The sequence below is a fragment of the Wansuia hejianensis genome (assembly GCF_014337215.1).
GTDB classification, from domain to species: Bacteria; Bacillota; Clostridia; order Lachnospirales; family Lachnospiraceae; genus Scatomonas; species Scatomonas hejianensis.
In genome coordinates this window covers 301,135-318,574 of record NZ_CP060635.1, presented here as the reverse complement: position 1 = coordinate 318,574, position 17,440 = coordinate 301,135, and the positions used below count along the sequence as shown (strand labels likewise).

The window sequence follows — 17,440 nt, the reverse complement described above, 5'->3', positions numbered from 1 at the left end:
AGCGAATGAAGGAAGGACGCCGCCCCGCAGCTGTGACAGCTGCGGGGCGGCATCATTTTTATTCTCATACAATTAAATTTTTCATCCGGTTCGATAGTCCCGTTTATTCAGACGCAGTAGCTGCTGAATTCGCCTCGTTCATATAATCATTGATCGCCGACACATCCAGTGAAGTTGTCACCGTCTCAGCATTCGCCTGGGCCTGGGCCTTGGAATTCTTATACACAGCCACGCTGAACCAGCTGACCAGCCCCACCAACACCAGCGCAGCAACTGTAATCTCCAGCCTGCGGAGAATCTTCTCTCTTCTCATGATCTTCTGACGATTGGCCTTATTCTTCTTATATTGATCTACTTTTTCCTGACTCATGATATTTCTCCTTCTTTTGCATCGAAATTCATCTGGTAAAAAGTATACAACATTTTTATCAAAAAGGAAAGACCCACACAATAAAATCACAAAATTATCATATTTGCATCGCGATTATGGTTTCGTGACGAGGCGGCATAACCTGGACGAGAAGCAACGGAGACGGCTTCTTCTCAGATCGCGACTATGATTCCGCCGTCATTGGCATACATGGTGCTGACGCCCCCCGTATTCACCAGTACGACATCCTTGACCTTAATTCTCTTAAGAATCGCCTCTTTTACCTGCTGCGCCCTTTCTTTACAATTGCAATAGGCGATCGCCAGTGTCCGGTGTTCGCTGTCTTTCACCTGGTCTACGATGAAATCTATCATCTTCATCAGGGCTTTGTTGATGCCCCGCGCCTGGCTCAGCTGGCAGATGCTCCCGTCTTTGGTCGCTCCCATGATGGGGCGGATCTTCAGGGCGGATGCCACGAAGGATTTCAGATTGCTGAGTCGTCCGTTTTTACGGAGCACATCCAGATTCTCAAGGACAAAAAAGGTGTTCTGGCCCTTTATATAACGTTCGGTATCTTTTACAGTTTTTTCAAAATCAAAGCCTTTTTCTTCACACTCACGAATATGGGTGGCGATCAGTGTCTCACCGATGGATGCCGACCTTGAGTTGAAGATATGGATTTTCAGATCTGGATTTTCTTCCTTCGCCATCTCCATGCCCAGCCTCGCGCTGTTATAGGAACCACTGAGCTGTTCAGATAATGTCACTACATAATAACGGTCTTCACCGCTCAGAAATGTCTCCATATATCTCTGAGGTGAAGGGCAGGATGATTTGGGACATTCCGGAGAAGCATCCATCTTCTTCAGACATGCTTTCTGGTCAAAGCTCTCGTCATCCACCATCTCTTCGCCGTCGACTACAAGTGTCAAAGGCACGCTGATAAAACGGTCGTCTTTCTTCATCTCCTCGGTTAAATCCCCACAACTGTCTACAACGATTTTAAATCCCATAAAATGCCTCCTTGCGCTTAAATCTTTGATTCTTTTACCTTCTTTAGCAAATATTTATATTATTTTATATATTTTTCATTTCTTTATTATTTTGTTTTTATTATTATGCTACGTAGTTTTAGTTACTATGTACACTATAGCATAATTTCCGGAAAAATGCAAAACATTTTTATTGTCTAATACTATTCATTTCGTTATAATAAATACAGTCCCCTGGAGGTGATCTTTTATCCGTCGTTATTTACTGGAAACTACTTTTCGCGAAATAGACGATTTATATGAACCAACGCCTGAGGAACAGGTTTTTGAGCTGCTGACTGTGGAGGAAGCTTCCTCAAGATGCAAAAATTTCCGTTTTTTCCGGAACCTGAAACGGAATTTCAGTGAACCGGCCGAATACTGTGAAGCAGAGGTTCTGCCGGACTGTATGATCGGGACGCTTCTGATCCCTGATAAGCAGGAAACTCATCTGGACTCTCTGTCGCTGACCTATTACCTGAGCAAGCAGCAGCTCCTGCTGATTGACTCCGGCGAACACTTCCCGGCCCTTATGGACGCGGTGGAGCAGGCCGGACTTTTGGACTGTTCCAGCATTTTCCACATTTTTTTCTGTTTGCTGGAATATCTGATACAGGGAGACATGGCGCTGCTGAGAGGCTATGAAAAACGTCTCGCCACTATGGAAGACGCCATCGAAACCGCTTTTCCCAAAGAGCTGCAGCGCGGCATCACATCCGGCCGCAGGGGCCTCCTTCGTCTGCTTTCTTTTTATCAGCAGATGATCGACATGTGCGTCATACTGTCACAGAACGCCACAGACCTGTTTCCGCCGGAATACGTACAGCATTTTTCACGGCTGCAGGCGCGGATCGACAGGCTTTATGACCACACCCAGATCCTGCGGGAATACGCCCTGCAGATCCGGGAATTTTATCAGGCGCAGATGGACCTGAAGCAAAATGACACCATGCGGATTCTGACAGTCGTCACCACTATTTTTCTGCCGCTCACACTGCTGACCGGCTGGTATGGGATGAACTTCGCCAATATGCCGGAGCTCATGCATCCCTTTTCCTATTTTATTCTGATTGCTCTCTGTCTGTTTATCGTCGGGGGAGAAATCTGGTTTTTCAAGAAGAAAGGCTGGCTGTAAGATATGATTGCACTACCGATAAAACATGTAAAAGATTTCATGAATAAACTACTGCTTCAGGATACCTTCGACCGCTTTCTGGTATCGGAAGCCTCCATCACTACCTTTACCACTTTTTCCATCGACGGTCAGCTTCACGCAGATTTTTATGACACAGAAAAAGCAAAAGAGCTGAAAGCCCAGGAACGGACACAAGTTACCTGGCAGGAAATCAAACCCTTTTGCTATTCTGTGATTAAGGGGCGCCGCACGCCCCTCGCTTTTAAATTCGTGTTCCAGCTGCCGTCAGATGAAGTGGACCTTCTTCTGGCCCGCAGCGGCCTGCCGCTGACTCCCCAGGACGTCTTCGGCCTGTTCTTCAACTGCCAGTATCACGGGGAATCCCTGACGCTGACTACCGGTTCATCCCTGCGCATCTTCACCATGGATAAATCCCTGGATCAGGCCTGGGATGGGATGCTGGAAGATTTTCTGCGGCAGCAGGAGCTGGAATGACCGTAGAACGGGTAACAACGGCACTCAGTCCGCAGGAGTTCCCTGCAGCCTCTGGAATATTTCCCGGCAGATCTCTTCCACCTTTTTTCCATCTGTGGCTATGGTCAGATCCGCGGCCGCTTCATAGCAGGGGCGGCGCTGTTCCATCAGAGCCTGAATGCCCGCCACGTTCTTCCGTCCCTTCAGAAGCGGCCGGTTGTCATTACCGGACACCCGTGTCAATATCGTCTCCGGAGACGCAGTGAGCAGGATCACCTTCCCGTTCCGTTTCATCGCCTCAACATTGCAGGCACGCATGGGAACTCCTCCCCCGCAGGAGACAACCGTATTCTGATTGCTCTGAAGTTCAATCAGGAGAGCCGTCTCAGCGGCCCGGAAATACTCCTCTCCCATCGTCTCGAACAGTTCAGGGATCGACATGCCTTCCCGTTCCGCTATCGTCTCATCCATTTCAAACAACGGCATTTCATATTTTCTGTGCAGATAAGCTGCAACAGAACTCTTACCTGACCCCATGAAACCAATCAAGAACAGGTTATAAGGCAGGCTATATTCTTCGTTCATCGGCATCCCGCTTTCTCTGTCAATTGGCAAGCTTCATCATAATCTCGTTGCTTCTGGCAATGAATTTCGTCATTCCTTCCGGAGTCAGCGGCTTATTGCAGATCATGGCCAGATCATAAAGCTGTTCACAGAACACCGGCACGTCTTCCGAATCCCTGTGCTCAAAAATATATTTTACCAGAGGATGCTTGGCATTCAGGATCAGCGTCTGCTGCCCGCCGAACATGGAAGTATCCATCGTTCCCATTCCATACATCTTCATCATCTCTTCCATACGGCGGCTCTCCTCAGACAGTGTGACCATGGAAGAAATTTTATCATTTTTCAGGTTCTCCACCTTAACTTCCAGCTTGTCATTATTCAAGGCTTTTCTGAACAGCTCTTCCATCGCTTTGGTTTCCTCTGCCAGATCCGCCCCTGTTTCCTTCAGATCTTCCGTCAGATCTGCGTCTATTCGCTGGAATTTCACTTCTTCATTGGCTCTCTCCACATGAGTGATAAACGCAGAATCAATATTATGCTTCAGGATCACGGCGTCCATTCCCTGTTCACGGAACATATTAATATACTGGCTCTGCTGAACGGGGTCAGTCACATAGTAAATTGTCGTTTTCTTCTTCTCTTCCGCATCTTCACCGGTCTCTTTTGCCTCTGCGCCTTCTCCGCTCTCCTTCGCCTCTGCGCTGTCTTCGGATTCTTTTACTTCCACGGCTTCCTCTCCGTCCTCAGCGGACTTTTCATTTTCCTCTATACAGTCCTTGAGAGTCAGATATTTATCGTCTATGTTCTTATACAGCACATAATCCATCATCTTCTCGGAGAATTTGCTGTCCTTGATGCAGCCGAACTTGATGAAAGGATTGATATCATCCCAGTATTTCTCATAATTCTCCCGGTCTGTCTTGCACATGCCCGACAGCCTGTCCGCCACCTTCTTGGAGATGTAATCGGAGATTTTCTTCACAAAGCCGTCGTTCTGCAGCGCGCTCCGGGACACGTTCAACGGCAGGTCGGGGCAGTCGATCACACCTTTCAGCAGCATCAGGTATTCTGGAATGACCTCTTTGATGTTATCCGCGATAAAGACCTGGTTGTTGTACAGCTTAATAGTCCCCTCAATGGAATCATACTCCGTGTTAATCCTGGGGAAATAGAGGATTCCCTTCAGGTTAAAGGGATAATCCATATTCAGATGAATCCAGAACAGCGGCTCCTTATAATCCAGAAATACCTTCCGGTAAAATTCCTTATATTCCTCTTCTGTGCAGTCATTGGGATGCTTCGTCCAGAGAGGATGGATATCACTGATGGAAACGGGACGTTTTTTAATCTTCACCTGATCGCGGGCCGGGGATACTTCAACGGTTTCCTTCTCCCCTTTGTCGTTCTCACGCTCTTCCGTCTTGGCTTCTTCGTGGATATGCTCAATGACCTCGTCGTCCTCTCTCAGATCCGCCTCGTCAATCGTCTCATATTCCGGCTCTGCGTTGGCCTTGGAAAGGAAAATCTCTACAGGCATGAAGGAACAGTATTTCTCCAGAACCTCCCGGACACGGTATTCGTTGGAGAATTCCAGGCAGTCTTCGTTCAGATACAGGGTGATCTCCGTCCCAACCTCCTGTCTGCTGCCCTCATCCATATCATATTCTGTGCTTCCGTCACATTCCCAGTGAACCGGTTTCGCTCCCTCCTGGAAAGACAGGGTATCAATGTGGACGTCGTCCGCCACCATAAACGCTGAATAGAAGCCCAGTCCGAAATGTCCGATGATCTGATCCTGGTCTGTCTTATCTTTGTATTTCTCCAGAAATTCCGTTGCACCGGAAAATGCGATCTGAGTGATATACTCTTCCACCTCATCCGCCGTCATCCCGATTCCGTTATCGATGAACTTCAGAGTTTTCTCTTTGTCGTCCACGATCACCTGTATCCTGGGCTTGTAGTCCTCCGGAAGTGTATACTCCCCTGCCCCGTCCAGCTTCTTCAGCTTCGTAATCGCGTCGCAGCCGTTGGAAATCAGCTCTCTCACGAAAATGTCGTGATCCGAATACATCCATTTCTTTATGATCGGAAAAATATTGTCACTGTTAATAGAAAGATTACCATGCTTCATTCCCATGATAACATCACGCTCCTTTTAAGATAATTTGTTCTGATCTTATATTAGTACCACTTTGACCGAAAGTCAAGAAAAAATTAGCACTCATTTTAAATGAGTGCTAACAAATTCATAGTGAGATTTCTCCGCTCGCCCTGGCTTTCCGGTTGACGAAGGATTGTATGAGAGGGACGAGAAACATAGCGACAATGCCTCCTGCAAATCCATTGTTGTACAGGTTCATCCCGCTGTATACAATTCCCACGTTCAACGCCACCGAAGAATGCAGAAAACCCGCCGCAATCCCCCACAACATCCCGAACTGCCCGGCAATCGGCGCTAATGTCGTTGACAAAAGCAGCGCAAGCACAGCCGATGGATCAGAGATATCCCACGATTTCGTAAGGCTGGCAATCCACACCCCTGCCATGACGGGAGCGATATTCCTCAGGTGCTTTCCCGTCGCGCTGAAGCCCAGGATCGTGAACACCGAACCGATCGTCGGCCCGTTCAGATCGCCTCCCGTCAACAGCACAAAACCCACTGCGAAGTACCCGTTAATGCCCATATTGAGCAGTACCGGACGGATGCCCACTTCTTTCACATAATCGCTTCCGCCCGTACCCGCAGCTTTTAATATGCGCAAGTATCCTCTGAAAGTTGTCCGCGGTGAAGGAAGCAGGCCAGCAGTGATGAAGGCTGCCAGGACCGTCGCCAAAATCACGGCAAACTCCCCGGTGTATTCTGAAGACCAGATCAACCGCGTTTCTATCTTCAGCCCGAAGGATTTGAACAGGGATACCACCGCAATTGCGATGATCCCTCCTGCAAACCCAACATTATACAGAGAAAAACCTCTGTGGGCAAAATGAGCATGGGTACAGAGAGGCGGGAGCACAAACCCGATGACAATCCCCACCGCAATAGCCAGCAACAGTCGTCCTGCCACAGGCAGATGGCCCAGCTGCATCAGCTGTGTGATAATCGGCGACAGGCTTGTCCCGTAAAATCCTATATATATGTAACGTGATAGAGATGTCCTGTGATATCTGGCATAGATCCAGACACCCAGCAAAATACTCCAGATATTCATCACGTTCTTGCCGAACAGCGAAAAGCCGAACATCAGGCAGACCGACGTGATCGTATGGCCGTCTATTTCCATCCCCAGCCTGTAGACCAGGTAAATACAGATCAGTGTCACGGCGCCTGCGTTCAGAAGCGTAGCGCCCGGTCCCCCGACAGCGAAATAATCCGTAATCAGGAAATCAGGTTCCTTCAAAATCGCCGGAATTCCTTCCTCCAGCGTGTGCAGCGGCTGAAGGAAGACTCCCAGGACGGTAAAACAGGCCGGAACCAGAGCCAGTAAAAAAAACTGCGTTTTTCTGGACAGAGGTTTCTTTTTTCCCATGTACGGTACCCGTTAAATTCTTTCCAGTATACTTCTGGCTACAGAAATACCGTTTGCCGAAGCCTGCTGCAGCCCACGGGTTACAGAAGCCCCGTCCCCTACGGCATGGAGGCCGTGAACACTGGTCTCAAAGTTCTTGTCGACTACTACTTTATTAGAATAGAATTTGACCTCCACACCGTACAGCAGCGTTTCGTCGCTGGCGATTCCGGGCGTCACTTTATCCAGCGCCATGATCATTTCCTCAATATCCACCATAATCCGGTGCGGAAAAACCAGCGACAGGTCACCCGGAACGGCATCCTTCAGTGTGGGGATCAGGTTATTCCGGCAGAGCCTTTCCTCAGTCGTCCTTCTGCCCCGCTTGTAATCGCCGAAGGTCTGCACCAGGATCTTCCCGTCGCAGAGCATGTTCGACAGCTGGGCAATCTGCTTGCCGTATTCTATCGGAGTTTTAAAAGGCTTCGTAAAATTCTTGGATACCAGCAATGCAAAATTGGTATTATTCGTCTTATACTCCTGGGATTTATAGGCATGGCCGTTGACCACGGCCAGCCCGTTCTCGTAATACTCTGTTGCCACCTCTCCGGAAGGATTGGTGCAGAAGGTTCTGACCTTATCATCAAAGGTGGGCGTGTGGTAGACCAGCTTGGCTTCATACAGATTCTTATTCAGGAAATCCATGATCTCATCCCTGACCTCCACGCGGACGCCGATATCTACCGTGCCAACCTCGGTCTCAATCCCATGGTTCTGGCAAATGTGTGAAAACCAGTCGGCTCCTTCCCGTCCCACGGCTGCCACCATCTCATCCGCGTAATAGGTCTCGCCCTTATCCGTGGTCACTGACCTGACCCGTCCCCCTTCGATTCCGATATCACTGACCATGGTCATAAACTGCATCTCAACGCCCACCTCCACAAGATGGTCCTGCAGCCTGTGATAGATCTTGTAGCCCTCCTCGGTTCCCAGATGACGGATGGGGCACTCAATCAGCTTCAAATTGGCAGAAATGGCTTTTCTCCGGATCTCCCGGATTTCCTTTTCCTTGTCAACGCCGTATACATTCGTATCCGCTCCAAATTTCAGATAGATTGAATCGGATTCCCGGATCAGTTCCTGGGCTTTATCGTAACCCAGAATCTCAGGGAGATTCCCCCCCACGTCCGGAGATAGCGACAGCTTCCCGTCAGAGAAGGCACCCGCACCGGCAAATCCAGTTGTGATGGAGCAGGGCTGGCAGCCCACACACTTCTTAGTCTTCCGCTTTGGGCACTGGCGGTTCTCAATGGCCCTTCCCTTCTCTATCATAAGTATCTTCAGATCCGGGCGCTGTTCCTTCAGCTCATAGGCGCAGAAAATACCTGAAGGCCCTGCTCCGATAATTATTACATCATATTTGTTGTTCTCCATACTAACTTCCCTTCTCTTATGCCTCAACGATCAGATACTGCCCGTTGGGCAGCGCAAATACTTCGCTGGCTTCCTCCAGCTCCCCATCCGACAAACCTTCCACATCCATTCCATTCTCATCCAGGTACTGGCGCACTTCGTCGATTGAATCCACTACCGCCGCCATGCAGTCCTCCAAAAACGCTTCCGCCTCGTCATAGTTCTCCGCAACGGGTTCGTCGAAGAGCTGTCCCTGATTCCTCAGAAAGGTTAAAATGCACTCTTCACTGTATTCTTCCATCATAAAAAGCCCTCCTTTACTTTATCACAACCTGGTCAGCAATGCTTCCAGGACATGTTCTACTGTATCAGTTTCATATCTGCAGACCTTCTTTACCTCCGGCACTGCATTCTTCATCGCGACCGGATACCCCGCCAGCTCCAGCATCTCAAGGTCATTGTAGTTATCCCCCAAAGCCATGCATTCATCCGGGGCGATATCCAGAAATTCCATGATTTTTCTCAGGCCCAGGCCCTTGTTGACACCTTTTGGCATCATATCCAGCCATTCATTCCCGGAGGTCACCACCGTCACCTCCCCGCCGAACCGCTCCTGCCAGTAGGCGGCGCTGTTCTCAATGCCAGCCTCTTCATAGACGGATATTTTCATATAGTCTTCCTGAACCTTGAAAATATCCGGCACCAGGGTCACATTGTTCTTCACCACATCTTTCATGTGGTAGTAGTAGCTCATCTTCTTTGGCTGCAAATAACTGGTATTGACGCCGGAAAGCAGAATTTCACAGCCCTCCCGCTCCCAGATGGCCTGCATGATCTCCTGTCCCAGCTCCCAGGACATCTTCTCCTGGTAGATCATTTCTCCCTCAAAAAAACTCAGGCAGCCGTTTTCACACAGATAACCGATCTCGTTCCTGATCGGAGCGAACAGCCGCTGCAGATTCGGATACTGCCTCCCGCTGGCGGCAAGGAAACCGATCCCCTTCTGATTCAGGCTGTGGATCAACCGGCAGGTGCCTGGCTGCAGGGACTGAGCACCGTTCAGCAGCAGCGTCCCGTCCAGATCGCTGGCAATCAGCCTGATTTTTCCGCTCATTTCATGTGTTCCTCCGTTAATCCTATGATTTCCAGCGGCGAATCTATGATCCGGTCCGCGTGATTTTCTTCCAGCTCGCTTCTGGGCCTGAAGCCCCAGGCGACGCCCACCGTATAGATCCCGGCTGCATGGCCGGTCTTCATATCAGTATTCGTGTCCCCGAAATAAAGGCATTCCTCTTTCTCTACTCCCAGGCGGCTCATAATCTGCAGAGCTCCCGCAGGGTCCGGCTTCTTGGGCACGGTATCCGTCTGTCCCTGAATCCAGTCAAAAAAGCCCTTGCCGAATATGGTGCTGACTACATGGATAGCAGCCTCATGGGGTTTATTGGAAAAAACCGTGATTTTAATTCCTCTTTTCTTCAGTTCCTTCAGCGCCTCCTGCATATGTGGATAGGGACGGACATGGTACAGCGGATCCTCGTTGAACCACTCCCGGCACATGGGAATTCCTTCTTCCATGTGGATGCCGTCACTGTCTCCTGCCGCAGCCAGAGCCCGCCGCAGGGCCATGTCAATTCCGTCTCCTGCATAGAAGTTATATTCTTCTACAGGCCTCGGCTCCAGTCCGAAGAACTCCAGGGTTCTGTTTATCGGCCTGGCAATCGATTCTACGGTCTCCGTCAGAGTTCCATCCAAATCAAATATACACGCCTTTATCATTCTATATCACTCCTCTTCCTGTTCCTTATACAGGATAACATTAGTGCCCCCGTTGCGCAAGTATTTCCGCTGGTTATTACAGTCACTTTATGATACACTGAACAAGACAGGAAACAGGGAGGTCTGATATGAATACAAAAAGAAAAATTCTGTTTATGGATCTTGATGATACCCTCTTAACCCATGACAAACGACTGACCCAAGAGAACGCAGACGCAATCACCCGCGCCCTGGAGGCCGGACATCTGATCGTAATCAATACGGGAAGGCCCCTTCCCGGCGCCCTGCCCTTTCTCCGGCGCCTTCATCTGGACCGGGAGGGCTGCTTCGCCATCACCTATAACGGCGGCCTGATCTACGACCCATATCATGAAAAAACCTTATATAAAAAATCCGTCCCGCTGCCCTATGTCCGCCATGTTTTTCAGTCTGCTGAAGCCCAGGGCCTTTATTGCCAGACCTATTCAGACAAAGCGCTTCTGTGCAAATCGCTTGCAGAAGAGACAGACTACTATTGTTCGAGAAATGCTATCGCCTGGAAAGCCGACCCCGGCCTGCCGGATACGCTGGAAGAAGAGCCCGTCAAGGTACTGGTCATCAATCTTCACGACAGATCCCGGCTGGAAGATTACCGCAGGGATATCGAACCGTGGGCAGCCGGAAAGTTATCCATATTCTTTTCCAGCGATTATTATCTGGAGCATGTGGCTCATGGCATATCCAAAGGCGGAGCCATCCGTTTCCTGTGTGATTACCTGAAAATCCCCATGGAGCAAACGATCGCCATAGGAGATGCCGAGAACGATATCCCCATGCTGGAAGCCGCCCATATAGGCATTGCAGTTCAGAATGCTTCCGGGCCCGTCAAAGCCGCGGCTGACTATGTCACCGCCTCTGACTGTGATCACGGCGCCGTCAGCGAAGCAATCACAAAATTTATGTTTTTTTAATACTATCTTTCCAAATTTCTCTTTCCTTTTCCTGTAAATAGTGTATAATCTTACATTGAATGGATAGCCATTACCGGCTAAGCACCAACAAAAGAAGGAGCATAAACATGGGAAAGAAACTGGGAAAAGTCATTCTGGGTCTGGCCTGCACCGGCGTTGCAATCGGCGCTGTGCTCACATATATGAAAGAGCATCCCGCCAAATCCGGATTTAAAGACGATTTTGACGATTTCACAGATGAATTCGAAGATTGCAGTTGCGAACGCACTTACACTACAATCCCATATGACATGGCAAAAGCTGAAATCCCCTCTTGATTCCAGGGGCTTTCGGCTTTTTATGTTATGGATTACGGCCGGTCGGCTGCTCCGCCCCATGCATTCATCAGCCCTTTGCACGCGCTGATTATTTCCTCTTCCTCCATGGTGGCATAGCCCAGCAGTACAATCCGGCTCTCTTCCGCCTCCATCTCCTCTATGAAGTATTCACTCAATCCATAGACATGGATTCCGGCCGCCGCCGCCTTTTCCACTGCCTCTTTTTCATTCATCCCGTTGATGAAACTGACCAGAACATGCACTCCGGCATTCTCACCTTCTACTGTCACAAAATCCTGCATGGCCCTGAGCTGCTTCAGAATCAGGTCGTGTTTGTTCTTATACGCAGCCCGCATCCTGTTCAGATGCCGTTCAAAATACCCCTCCCGCAAAAATATCTCCAAGATCTTCTGATCCACCCGGGAAACCGTCGCTGAGAAGCACCGGCCCCTCTGTTCATAAGCGGCCATCAGCCGTTTCGGCAGTACCATATAGCTGATACGGATGGCGGGAGCCATGGATTTAGAAAAAGTCCCCAGATAGATCACACGGTCATTCTTATCATATCCCTGCAGCGCCGGAATCGGCTTGCCCTTGTACCGGAATTCGCTGTCATAATCATCCTCTATCAGAAAACGGCCGTCAGCTTCCGCGGCCCAAGCCAGAAGCTGCAGCCTGCGGCGTATGGGCATAACAGTCCCCATGGGAAATTGATGGGAAGGCATCACGTAAGCGATCTGAGCGCAGCTTTGTCCCAGCTCATCCGGTCTCATGCCTGACTCATCCAGCGAAATGGCGCAGACGGGATGGCCCAGGCTTTTAAAGCACTGATATGCGCTCTTATATGTGGGATTCTCCATGGCTATGGGCTTATCCTTTCCCAAAAGCACTGACAGCAGCATCAGCAGATAATCATTGCCCGCCCCGGTTATGATCTGATCCGGACCGCAGTCAACTCCTCTGGCATGGTGAAGATAATTGGCGATAGCCTCCCGCAGTTCCCATTCCCCCTGGGGGTCCCCCAGATGGAACAGCGAACTGTCTTCCTCCGCCAGCACCGCTTTTGAGATCTTCCTCCAGGCATTCAGCGGGAATCCCCCCCGGTCAATTCCGCTGATTGCAAAATCATATCGGTAGCTGGGGCATTCCTTCCGCTGAACCGGCTCCGCCCGCCGGGACATCCCGCCCAGCTGATACAGCTCTGTGACGTCGCCTGCAAAATACCCTTTGCAGGGCACGCTCTGGAGATACCCCTCTGAGGTGAGCTGTTCGTAAGCCAGGTCTGCCGTGCTCCTGCTGACAGAGAGCTGTCTGGCCAGCGCCCGCGAAGATGGCAGCCGTTCGCCCGGAGGGATCTTGCCATTCCTTATCTCCTCCTTTATAAATGTATAAATCTGTTCATACAGCGGTTTTCCCGACCGGCTGTCCAGAGAGATCAGCAGCTCTTTCACACAACCACCTCCATTTTAATATGCTCCCCACATAAGAAGAATCAAGTTTATTTCATATAACAAAACCGCCCCAAAAGAACAATCTTCTGGGGCAGTCACCTTTTCATTTACTGAACCGGCAGCTTAAAGGAACTTTTTAAAGAAACAATCCTGTTAAAAACCAGCGCCTCCGGCCTGGAATCTTTAGCGTCCACGCAGAAGAATCCGTTTCTCACAAATTGAAAGCTGTCATATGCCCTGGCGCCGGCCAGGTTCGGCTCAACATAACAATTTTTCAGGACAGTCAGGGAATCCGGATTGATATTCATGGAACCGTCCTCGTTATAGACGCCCTTTTCCTCATCAATGAGATTCTCATACAGCCTGCATTCCACAGGAATCGCATGGGCTGCGGACACCCAGTGAATGGTCCCCTTCACCTTTCTTCCATCCGGGCTGTTACCGCCTCGGCTGGCCGGGTCATAGATGCAGTGTACGACTGTAACATTACCGTCTTCGTCCTTTTCAAAACCGGTACACTTTACGAAATAGGCATTCATCAGGCGCACTTCATTGCCCGGAAAAAGCCGGAAATACTTTCTGGGCGGCTCCTCCATAAAATCTTCTCTCTCAATATATAACTCTCTCGAAAACGGAATCCTGCGGCTGCCCAGGCTCTCATTCTCCAGATTATTAGGCGCCTCAAGCTCCTCGGTCTGGCCTTCCGGATAATTATCAATCACCAGCCTGATCGGGTTCAGAACTGCCATGACCCTGGACTTCTTCAGCTTCAGATCTTCCCGGATACAGTATTCCAGCATGGCATAATCCACAGAACTGTTCGCCTTGGAGACTCCGCAGAGATCTACAAACAGCTTAATGGACTCCGGGGTGAATCCCCTCCTTCTCAGGGCAGCGATGGACACCAGGCGGGGATCATCCCAGCCGTCAACCACGCCGTCTTCCACAAGCTTCTTAATATATCTCTTACCGGTCACCACATTGGTCAGATACAGCTTGGCAAACTCAATCTGCTTCGGCGGATGGGGATATTCCAGTTCCCGTACCACCCAGTCATACAGCGGGCGGTGATCTTCAAATTCCAGCGTACAGATGGAATGTGTCACTCCCTCAACCGCATCCTCAATGGGATGCGCAAAATCATACATTGGATAGATACACCAGGCATTGCCCGTATTCTGGTGATACATATGGGCGACTCTATAGATGACTGGGTCCCGCATATTGATATTGGGAGACGCCATATCAATCTTCGCCCTCAGCACCTTACTGCCGTCAGGAAACTCCCCGGCCTTCATGCGCTGGAACAGATCCAGGTTCTCTTCCACACTCCGGTTCCGGTACGGACTTTCCCTGCCCGGTTCCGTCAGCGTGCCTCTATATTCACGGATCTCCTCCGCGGACAGGTCACAGACAAATGCCTTGCCCTTGCGGATCAGCTTTAACGCCGCCTCATACATCAATTCAAAATAATCAGACGCAAAATAAAGATGATCGCCCCAGTCAGCGCCCAGCCATTGGATATCATTCTTTATCGATTCAACAAATTCTGATTTTTCTTTCGTGGGATTGGTATCGTCAAAACGCATGTTAAACTGCCCACGGTATTCCTGGGCCAGACCGTAATTCAGAAGAATAGACTTTGCATGTCCGATATGCAGATAACCGTTAGGTTCCGGCGGAAACCGGGTACAGATTTTATCATAAGCCCCTTCTGCCAGATCCTTTTCAATGATCTGCTCAATAAAATTCTTGGAAACTGCTTCCTTTTCCATGAATCATGTCCTCCTCAGATATGTCACCCCTATCAAACAGGCGGAAACCTGTCCGGAATAAACATTTTAGTATATTATAGACAATCATAGCATAAATTGTGCAGATTTCAAGGTTTTTTTACATCAGATTGCAAACTCCTGCTATGGCAGAAGATGAAAGCGGGAGTCGGGCTTCAGTTAAACCTGATTTGAAATTCATTTGCTTGCTATTGACATTTTGATATCAAAATGATATCATCCAGGTATATCCAATCATCAGCTGTACAAAACACATTTAGTAAGAGGAGGAGTCATCATGAGTGAGAAAATTTTAAACAACAAGAAAAACGGTATGCTCGTATTAATTATTTCAATACTGCTTTATGCAGCGGCTGTTGCCGGATGTATCATAGGCGGTATTGCTTTGTCTGACGGATCAGCGCCCATTCTGCTGGTGATCAGTATTATCTGGCTGACTTTCGGATGGATTCCGTTCTGCGGCCTGAAGGTTCTTAAGCCTCAGGAAGCTTTGGTGCTCACGCTGTTCGGAAAATATGTCGGCACTTTGAAGAATGAGGGCTTCTATTTCGTGAACCCCTTCTGTACCAGCATCAATCCGGCGGCTAAGACGAGACTGAACCAGAGCGGTGATGTGGACGGAGGCGCTCAGAAAGCAATTGCTTTTTCTATCAAGACTGAAGCTTCAGCGGCCGAAGCGTCGACCAGGAAGATTTCTCTCAAGATCATGACACTGAACAATAACCGCCAAAAAATCAACGACTGCCTGGGAAATCCTGTTGAGATCGGAATTGCCGTTATGTGGCGGGTGGTTGACACCGCCAAGGCTGTATTTAACGTGGATAATTATAAGGAATATCTCTCCCTGCAGTGTGACAGCGCACTCCGGAATATTGTGAGGATCTATCCCTATGACGTGGCTCCCAACGTGGACACCACCGGAGACGGTGTCGCGGATGAAGGCAGCCTCAGAGGGTCCAGCGAGATCGTAGCTTTCCGAATCCGTGATGAAATCCAGCAGAAGGTTTCCGATGCGGGCCTTGAAATCATTGAAGCACGCATCACTTATCTGGCCTACGCGCCGGAGATCGCAGCCGTCATGCTTCAGAGACAGCAGGCATCCGCCATCATCGACGCCAGGAAGATGATTGTGGACGGCGCCGTGGGAATGGTAGAGATGGCCCTCGACCGCCTGAATCAAAAACAGATTGTGGAACTGGATGAAGAAAGAAAAGCGGCAATGGTTTCCAATCTCCTGGTGGTGCTCTGCGGCAATCACGACACGCAGCCCATCGTGAACACGGGAAGTCTTTATTGATATGACGGATTCCAAAAAGAAGCAGGTTCCTTTGAGGCTCTCTGAAAAACTGTATAATGCCATTGCCGCTTGGGCTGAAGACGATTTTCGCTCTGTCAACGGGCAAATAGAATATCTTTTGACAGAATGCGTCCGGCAGAGAAAGAAAAACGGAAAGTACGTCTCAGAGCACCTGGATGAACCGCCTGAACTGGAGATACACTGACAAAACAAAAATACCTTATTCCGCCTTCATGATCCCCTGCAATTCAGGAGATCATGGAGGCGTTTGAAAATCAGCGCCGCCATCAAACAGAACCCCAATCTGGTTAAATAAAGGCCAGCTTCCTGCTCATCTCCCGTCTTCACCGCTTCCCCTCCCATGCCCTCTGCCGGATCTGTGGAAAAAACCCATTTCACGTGGCCGCTCAGGAGGCTGAATTCATTTCCCAATTTCTCAGGTACAGACACTTGAAACTTCAGCTTCCCCTCCGAGTGTTCAGGCAGCGTAAGCAGCAGCCTGTTTTCCGCAAGCTCTTTTCCTCCGGCGCAGCCTGTGTAAATCAGTTGCTCAATCCCGTTTTGTTCTGCCGAAATCTCAAGCTGTATCCCCTCCGGAAGAGGCAGCCCGTCCGTTCCTTCACTTCTAAAATACAGTTTCACCTCTCCGCCGCTGTCGTTGTTTATCACTGCCGAATCACGATATTCATCACCGGGCATTAAGATGGGAAAATTTGCAAAAAAATCCTTCTCACTGGCAAACATCGAACGGCTGCTGCCCTTGTACTCTATCAGAAAAGACCTGTCCTCTGCCGGTGTAAAGCTCTGAAAGCTTCCGTTTTTTTCATTTTGTAGGATTTGCACTTCACCCCAAGGTGAAACTGCGTGAAAATCCGGGCGGAAATTCTTGCTCTGCACGGCTTCCACCTCCACATCCAGCTGAAAAGAACCTCCCTCCGGGGCCTGTGAAAGAGTTTCAGGTATTTTCATTCCATCAATTAAATTCACAAAAGCGCCTTCTTTTAAGACTTCTCTGCAATAATAATACCCGTCGTCTCCCTCCATCCACATATCATCCATTCCCGTAATGCAGTCTACCACTCTTGCTCTTACTCCCCGGAGTGTGAATCTGGCACGCACAAAACAGTCATTTCCGTTATTCTGTATCCGATAAGGTCCCCCCAGCTTCTGTCCAGGTAAAATCCTTTGTTTCTCCCCCGTCCCGCTGTCCCTGATTTCAATATCCACGATGCCGGCAGCAAACTCATTGATCACCGACGTTTCGCTCAAAGCACAGACCACAACCGCCGCACAGCAAAGCACACCGAAAGCTCCCGGTATCAGCCGCCATTGTCCCTTTCCCATAGTTCCTCCTTTCAGT

The 17,440-nt window shown here is 49.5% G+C and carries 18 protein-coding genes; 6 read left to right on the top strand and 12 right to left on the bottom strand.

The window, feature by feature from the left end:
* Positions 1-103 precede the first annotated feature (103 nt).
* Positions 104-370, bottom strand: coding sequence for a hypothetical protein (locus tag H9Q79_RS01470; RefSeq protein ID WP_118646169.1), 267 nt, complete (start codon positions 368-370; stop codon positions 104-106).
* 173 nt (positions 371-543) lie between these two features.
* On the bottom strand, positions 544-1,383 hold the full coding sequence (locus H9Q79_RS01465) for a DegV family protein (protein WP_249329062.1): 840 nt from the start codon (positions 1,381-1,383) through the stop codon (positions 544-546).
* A 319-nt stretch (positions 1,384-1,702) separates the two neighbouring features.
* Between H9Q79_RS01465 and H9Q79_RS01460 the strand changes: the two genes are divergently transcribed.
* A complete protein-coding gene (locus H9Q79_RS01460; protein ID WP_118646167.1) occupies positions 1,703-2,536 on the top strand; it encodes a magnesium transporter CorA family protein in 834 nt (277 codons plus the stop codon).
* Positions 2,537-2,575: 39 nt separating this feature from the next.
* Positions 2,576-3,031: a DUF5721 family protein gene (locus tag H9Q79_RS01455; protein WP_249329061.1), complete on the top strand. Its 456-nt coding sequence runs from the start codon at positions 2,576-2,578 to the stop codon at positions 3,029-3,031.
* A 24-nt stretch (positions 3,032-3,055) separates the two neighbouring features.
* On the opposite strand, the gene H9Q79_RS01450 is transcribed toward H9Q79_RS01455, so the two are convergent.
* The 7 genes from H9Q79_RS01450 to H9Q79_RS01420 all read right to left on the bottom strand — a co-directional run bounded on the left by H9Q79_RS01450 (position 3,056) and on the right by H9Q79_RS01420 (position 10,272).
* A complete protein-coding gene (locus tag H9Q79_RS01450; protein ID WP_249329060.1) occupies positions 3,056-3,595 on the bottom strand; it encodes a shikimate kinase in 540 nt (179 codons plus the stop codon).
* Positions 3,596-3,614: 19 nt separating this feature from the next.
* The gene (gene htpG / locus H9Q79_RS01445) at positions 3,615-5,714 is read right to left on the bottom strand and encodes a molecular chaperone HtpG (RefSeq protein WP_118646161.1); all 2,100 of its coding nucleotides are present in this window, start codon (positions 5,712-5,714) and stop codon (positions 3,615-3,617) included.
* 109 nt (positions 5,715-5,823) lie between these two features.
* Positions 5,824-7,104: a DUF1576 domain-containing protein gene (locus H9Q79_RS01440; protein WP_118646159.1), complete on the bottom strand. Its 1,281-nt coding sequence runs from the start codon at positions 7,102-7,104 to the stop codon at positions 5,824-5,826.
* Between the two features lie 12 nt (positions 7,105-7,116).
* Positions 7,117-8,517 carry an NAD(P)/FAD-dependent oxidoreductase gene (locus H9Q79_RS01435; RefSeq protein ID WP_118646157.1) on the bottom strand — a complete coding sequence of 467 codons (1,401 nt, stop codon included), beginning with the start codon at positions 8,515-8,517 and terminating at the stop codon, positions 7,117-7,119.
* Positions 8,518-8,533: 16 nt separating this feature from the next.
* Positions 8,534-8,797, bottom strand: a complete 264-nt coding sequence (locus tag H9Q79_RS01430) for a glyoxalase (protein ID WP_118646250.1) — start codon at positions 8,795-8,797, stop codon at positions 8,534-8,536.
* Positions 8,798-8,821: 24 nt separating this feature from the next.
* Positions 8,822-9,610 carry an HAD family hydrolase gene (locus tag H9Q79_RS01425; RefSeq protein WP_118646155.1) on the bottom strand — a complete coding sequence of 263 codons (789 nt, stop codon included), beginning with the start codon at positions 9,608-9,610 and terminating at the stop codon, positions 8,822-8,824.
* On the bottom strand, positions 9,607-10,272 hold the full coding sequence (locus H9Q79_RS01420; RefSeq protein WP_118646153.1) for an HAD family hydrolase: 666 nt from the start codon (positions 10,270-10,272) through the stop codon (positions 9,607-9,609). The genes H9Q79_RS01425 and H9Q79_RS01420 overlap by 4 nt, the downstream gene beginning before the upstream one ends.
* A gap of 128 nt (positions 10,273-10,400) precedes the next feature.
* Between H9Q79_RS01420 and H9Q79_RS01415 the strand changes: the two genes are divergently transcribed.
* Together H9Q79_RS01415 and H9Q79_RS01410 are read left to right on the top strand one after the other, a co-directional pair.
* A complete protein-coding gene (locus tag H9Q79_RS01415) occupies positions 10,401-11,222 on the top strand; it encodes a Cof-type HAD-IIB family hydrolase (protein WP_118646151.1) in 822 nt (273 codons plus the stop codon).
* A gap of 107 nt (positions 11,223-11,329) precedes the next feature.
* Positions 11,330-11,539, top strand: a complete 210-nt coding sequence (locus tag H9Q79_RS01410) for a hypothetical protein (protein ID WP_118646149.1) — start codon at positions 11,330-11,332, stop codon at positions 11,537-11,539.
* Between the two features lie 32 nt (positions 11,540-11,571).
* On the opposite strand, the gene pdxR is transcribed toward H9Q79_RS01410, so the two are convergent.
* Together pdxR and H9Q79_RS01400 are read right to left on the bottom strand one after the other, a co-directional pair.
* Positions 11,572-12,990 carry a MocR-like pyridoxine biosynthesis transcription factor PdxR gene (pdxR, locus tag H9Q79_RS01405; RefSeq protein ID WP_249329059.1) on the bottom strand — a complete coding sequence of 473 codons (1,419 nt, stop codon included), beginning with the start codon at positions 12,988-12,990 and terminating at the stop codon, positions 11,572-11,574.
* A 107-nt stretch (positions 12,991-13,097) separates the two neighbouring features.
* Entirely contained in the window at positions 13,098-14,765 is a 1,668-nt protein-coding gene (locus H9Q79_RS01400; protein WP_118646147.1) for a glutamine--tRNA ligase/YqeY domain fusion protein, read from the bottom strand.
* Positions 14,766-15,060: 295 nt separating this feature from the next.
* Between H9Q79_RS01400 and H9Q79_RS01395 the strand changes: the two genes are divergently transcribed.
* Together H9Q79_RS01395 and H9Q79_RS01390 are read left to right on the top strand one after the other, a co-directional pair.
* Entirely contained in the window at positions 15,061-16,080 is a 1,020-nt protein-coding gene (locus H9Q79_RS01395) for an SPFH domain-containing protein (RefSeq protein ID WP_249329058.1), read from the top strand.
* A 1-nt stretch (position 16,081) separates the two neighbouring features.
* The gene (locus H9Q79_RS01390; protein WP_118646145.1) at positions 16,082-16,285 is read left to right on the top strand and encodes a type II toxin-antitoxin system antitoxin; all 204 of its coding nucleotides are present in this window, start codon (positions 16,082-16,084) and stop codon (positions 16,283-16,285) included.
* Between the two features lie 26 nt (positions 16,286-16,311).
* Here the strand turns inward: H9Q79_RS01390 and H9Q79_RS01385 are convergent, their stop codons facing one another.
* Positions 16,312-17,424 carry a hypothetical protein gene (locus H9Q79_RS01385; RefSeq protein ID WP_249329057.1) on the bottom strand — a complete coding sequence of 371 codons (1,113 nt, stop codon included), beginning with the start codon at positions 17,422-17,424 and terminating at the stop codon, positions 16,312-16,314.
* Positions 17,425-17,440: the final 16 nt, after the last annotated feature.

Coding starts and splice junctions, on each gene's coding strand:
- H9Q79_RS01470 (WP_118646169.1), bottom strand. CDS start 370: ATGAGTCAGGAAAAAGTAGATCAATATAAGAAGAATAAGGCCAATCGT.
- H9Q79_RS01465 (WP_249329062.1), bottom strand. CDS start 1,383: ATGGGATTTAAAATCGTTGTAGACAGTTGTGGGGATTTAACCGAGGAG.
- H9Q79_RS01455 (WP_249329061.1), top strand. CDS start 2,576: ATGAATAAACTACTGCTTCAGGATACCTTCGACCGCTTTCTGGTATCG.
- H9Q79_RS01450 (WP_249329060.1), bottom strand. CDS start 3,595: ATGAACGAAGAATATAGCCTGCCTTATAACCTGTTCTTGATTGGTTTC.
- htpG (WP_118646161.1), bottom strand. CDS start 5,714: ATGGGAATGAAGCATGGTAATCTTTCTATTAACAGTGACAATATTTTT.
- H9Q79_RS01440 (WP_118646159.1), bottom strand. CDS start 7,104: ATGGGAAAAAAGAAACCTCTGTCCAGAAAAACGCAGTTTTTTTTACTG.
- H9Q79_RS01435 (WP_118646157.1), bottom strand. CDS start 8,517: ATGGAGAACAACAAATATGATGTAATAATTATCGGAGCAGGGCCTTCA.
- H9Q79_RS01430 (WP_118646250.1), bottom strand. CDS start 8,797: ATGGAAGAATACAGTGAAGAGTGCATTTTAACCTTTCTGAGGAATCAG.
- H9Q79_RS01425 (WP_118646155.1), bottom strand. CDS start 9,610: ATGAGCGGAAAAATCAGGCTGATTGCCAGCGATCTGGACGGGACGCTG.
- H9Q79_RS01420 (WP_118646153.1), bottom strand. CDS start 10,272: ATGATAAAGGCGTGTATATTTGATTTGGATGGAACTCTGACGGAGACC.
- H9Q79_RS01415 (WP_118646151.1), top strand. CDS start 10,401: ATGAATACAAAAAGAAAAATTCTGTTTATGGATCTTGATGATACCCTC.
- H9Q79_RS01410 (WP_118646149.1), top strand. CDS start 11,330: ATGGGAAAGAAACTGGGAAAAGTCATTCTGGGTCTGGCCTGCACCGGC.
- H9Q79_RS01400 (WP_118646147.1), bottom strand. CDS start 14,765: ATGGAAAAGGAAGCAGTTTCCAAGAATTTTATTGAGCAGATCATTGAA.
- H9Q79_RS01395 (WP_249329058.1), top strand. CDS start 15,061: ATGAGTGAGAAAATTTTAAACAACAAGAAAAACGGTATGCTCGTATTA.
- H9Q79_RS01390 (WP_118646145.1), top strand. CDS start 16,082: ATGACGGATTCCAAAAAGAAGCAGGTTCCTTTGAGGCTCTCTGAAAAA.
- H9Q79_RS01385 (WP_249329057.1), bottom strand. CDS start 17,424: ATGGGAAAGGGACAATGGCGGCTGATACCGGGAGCTTTCGGTGTGCTT.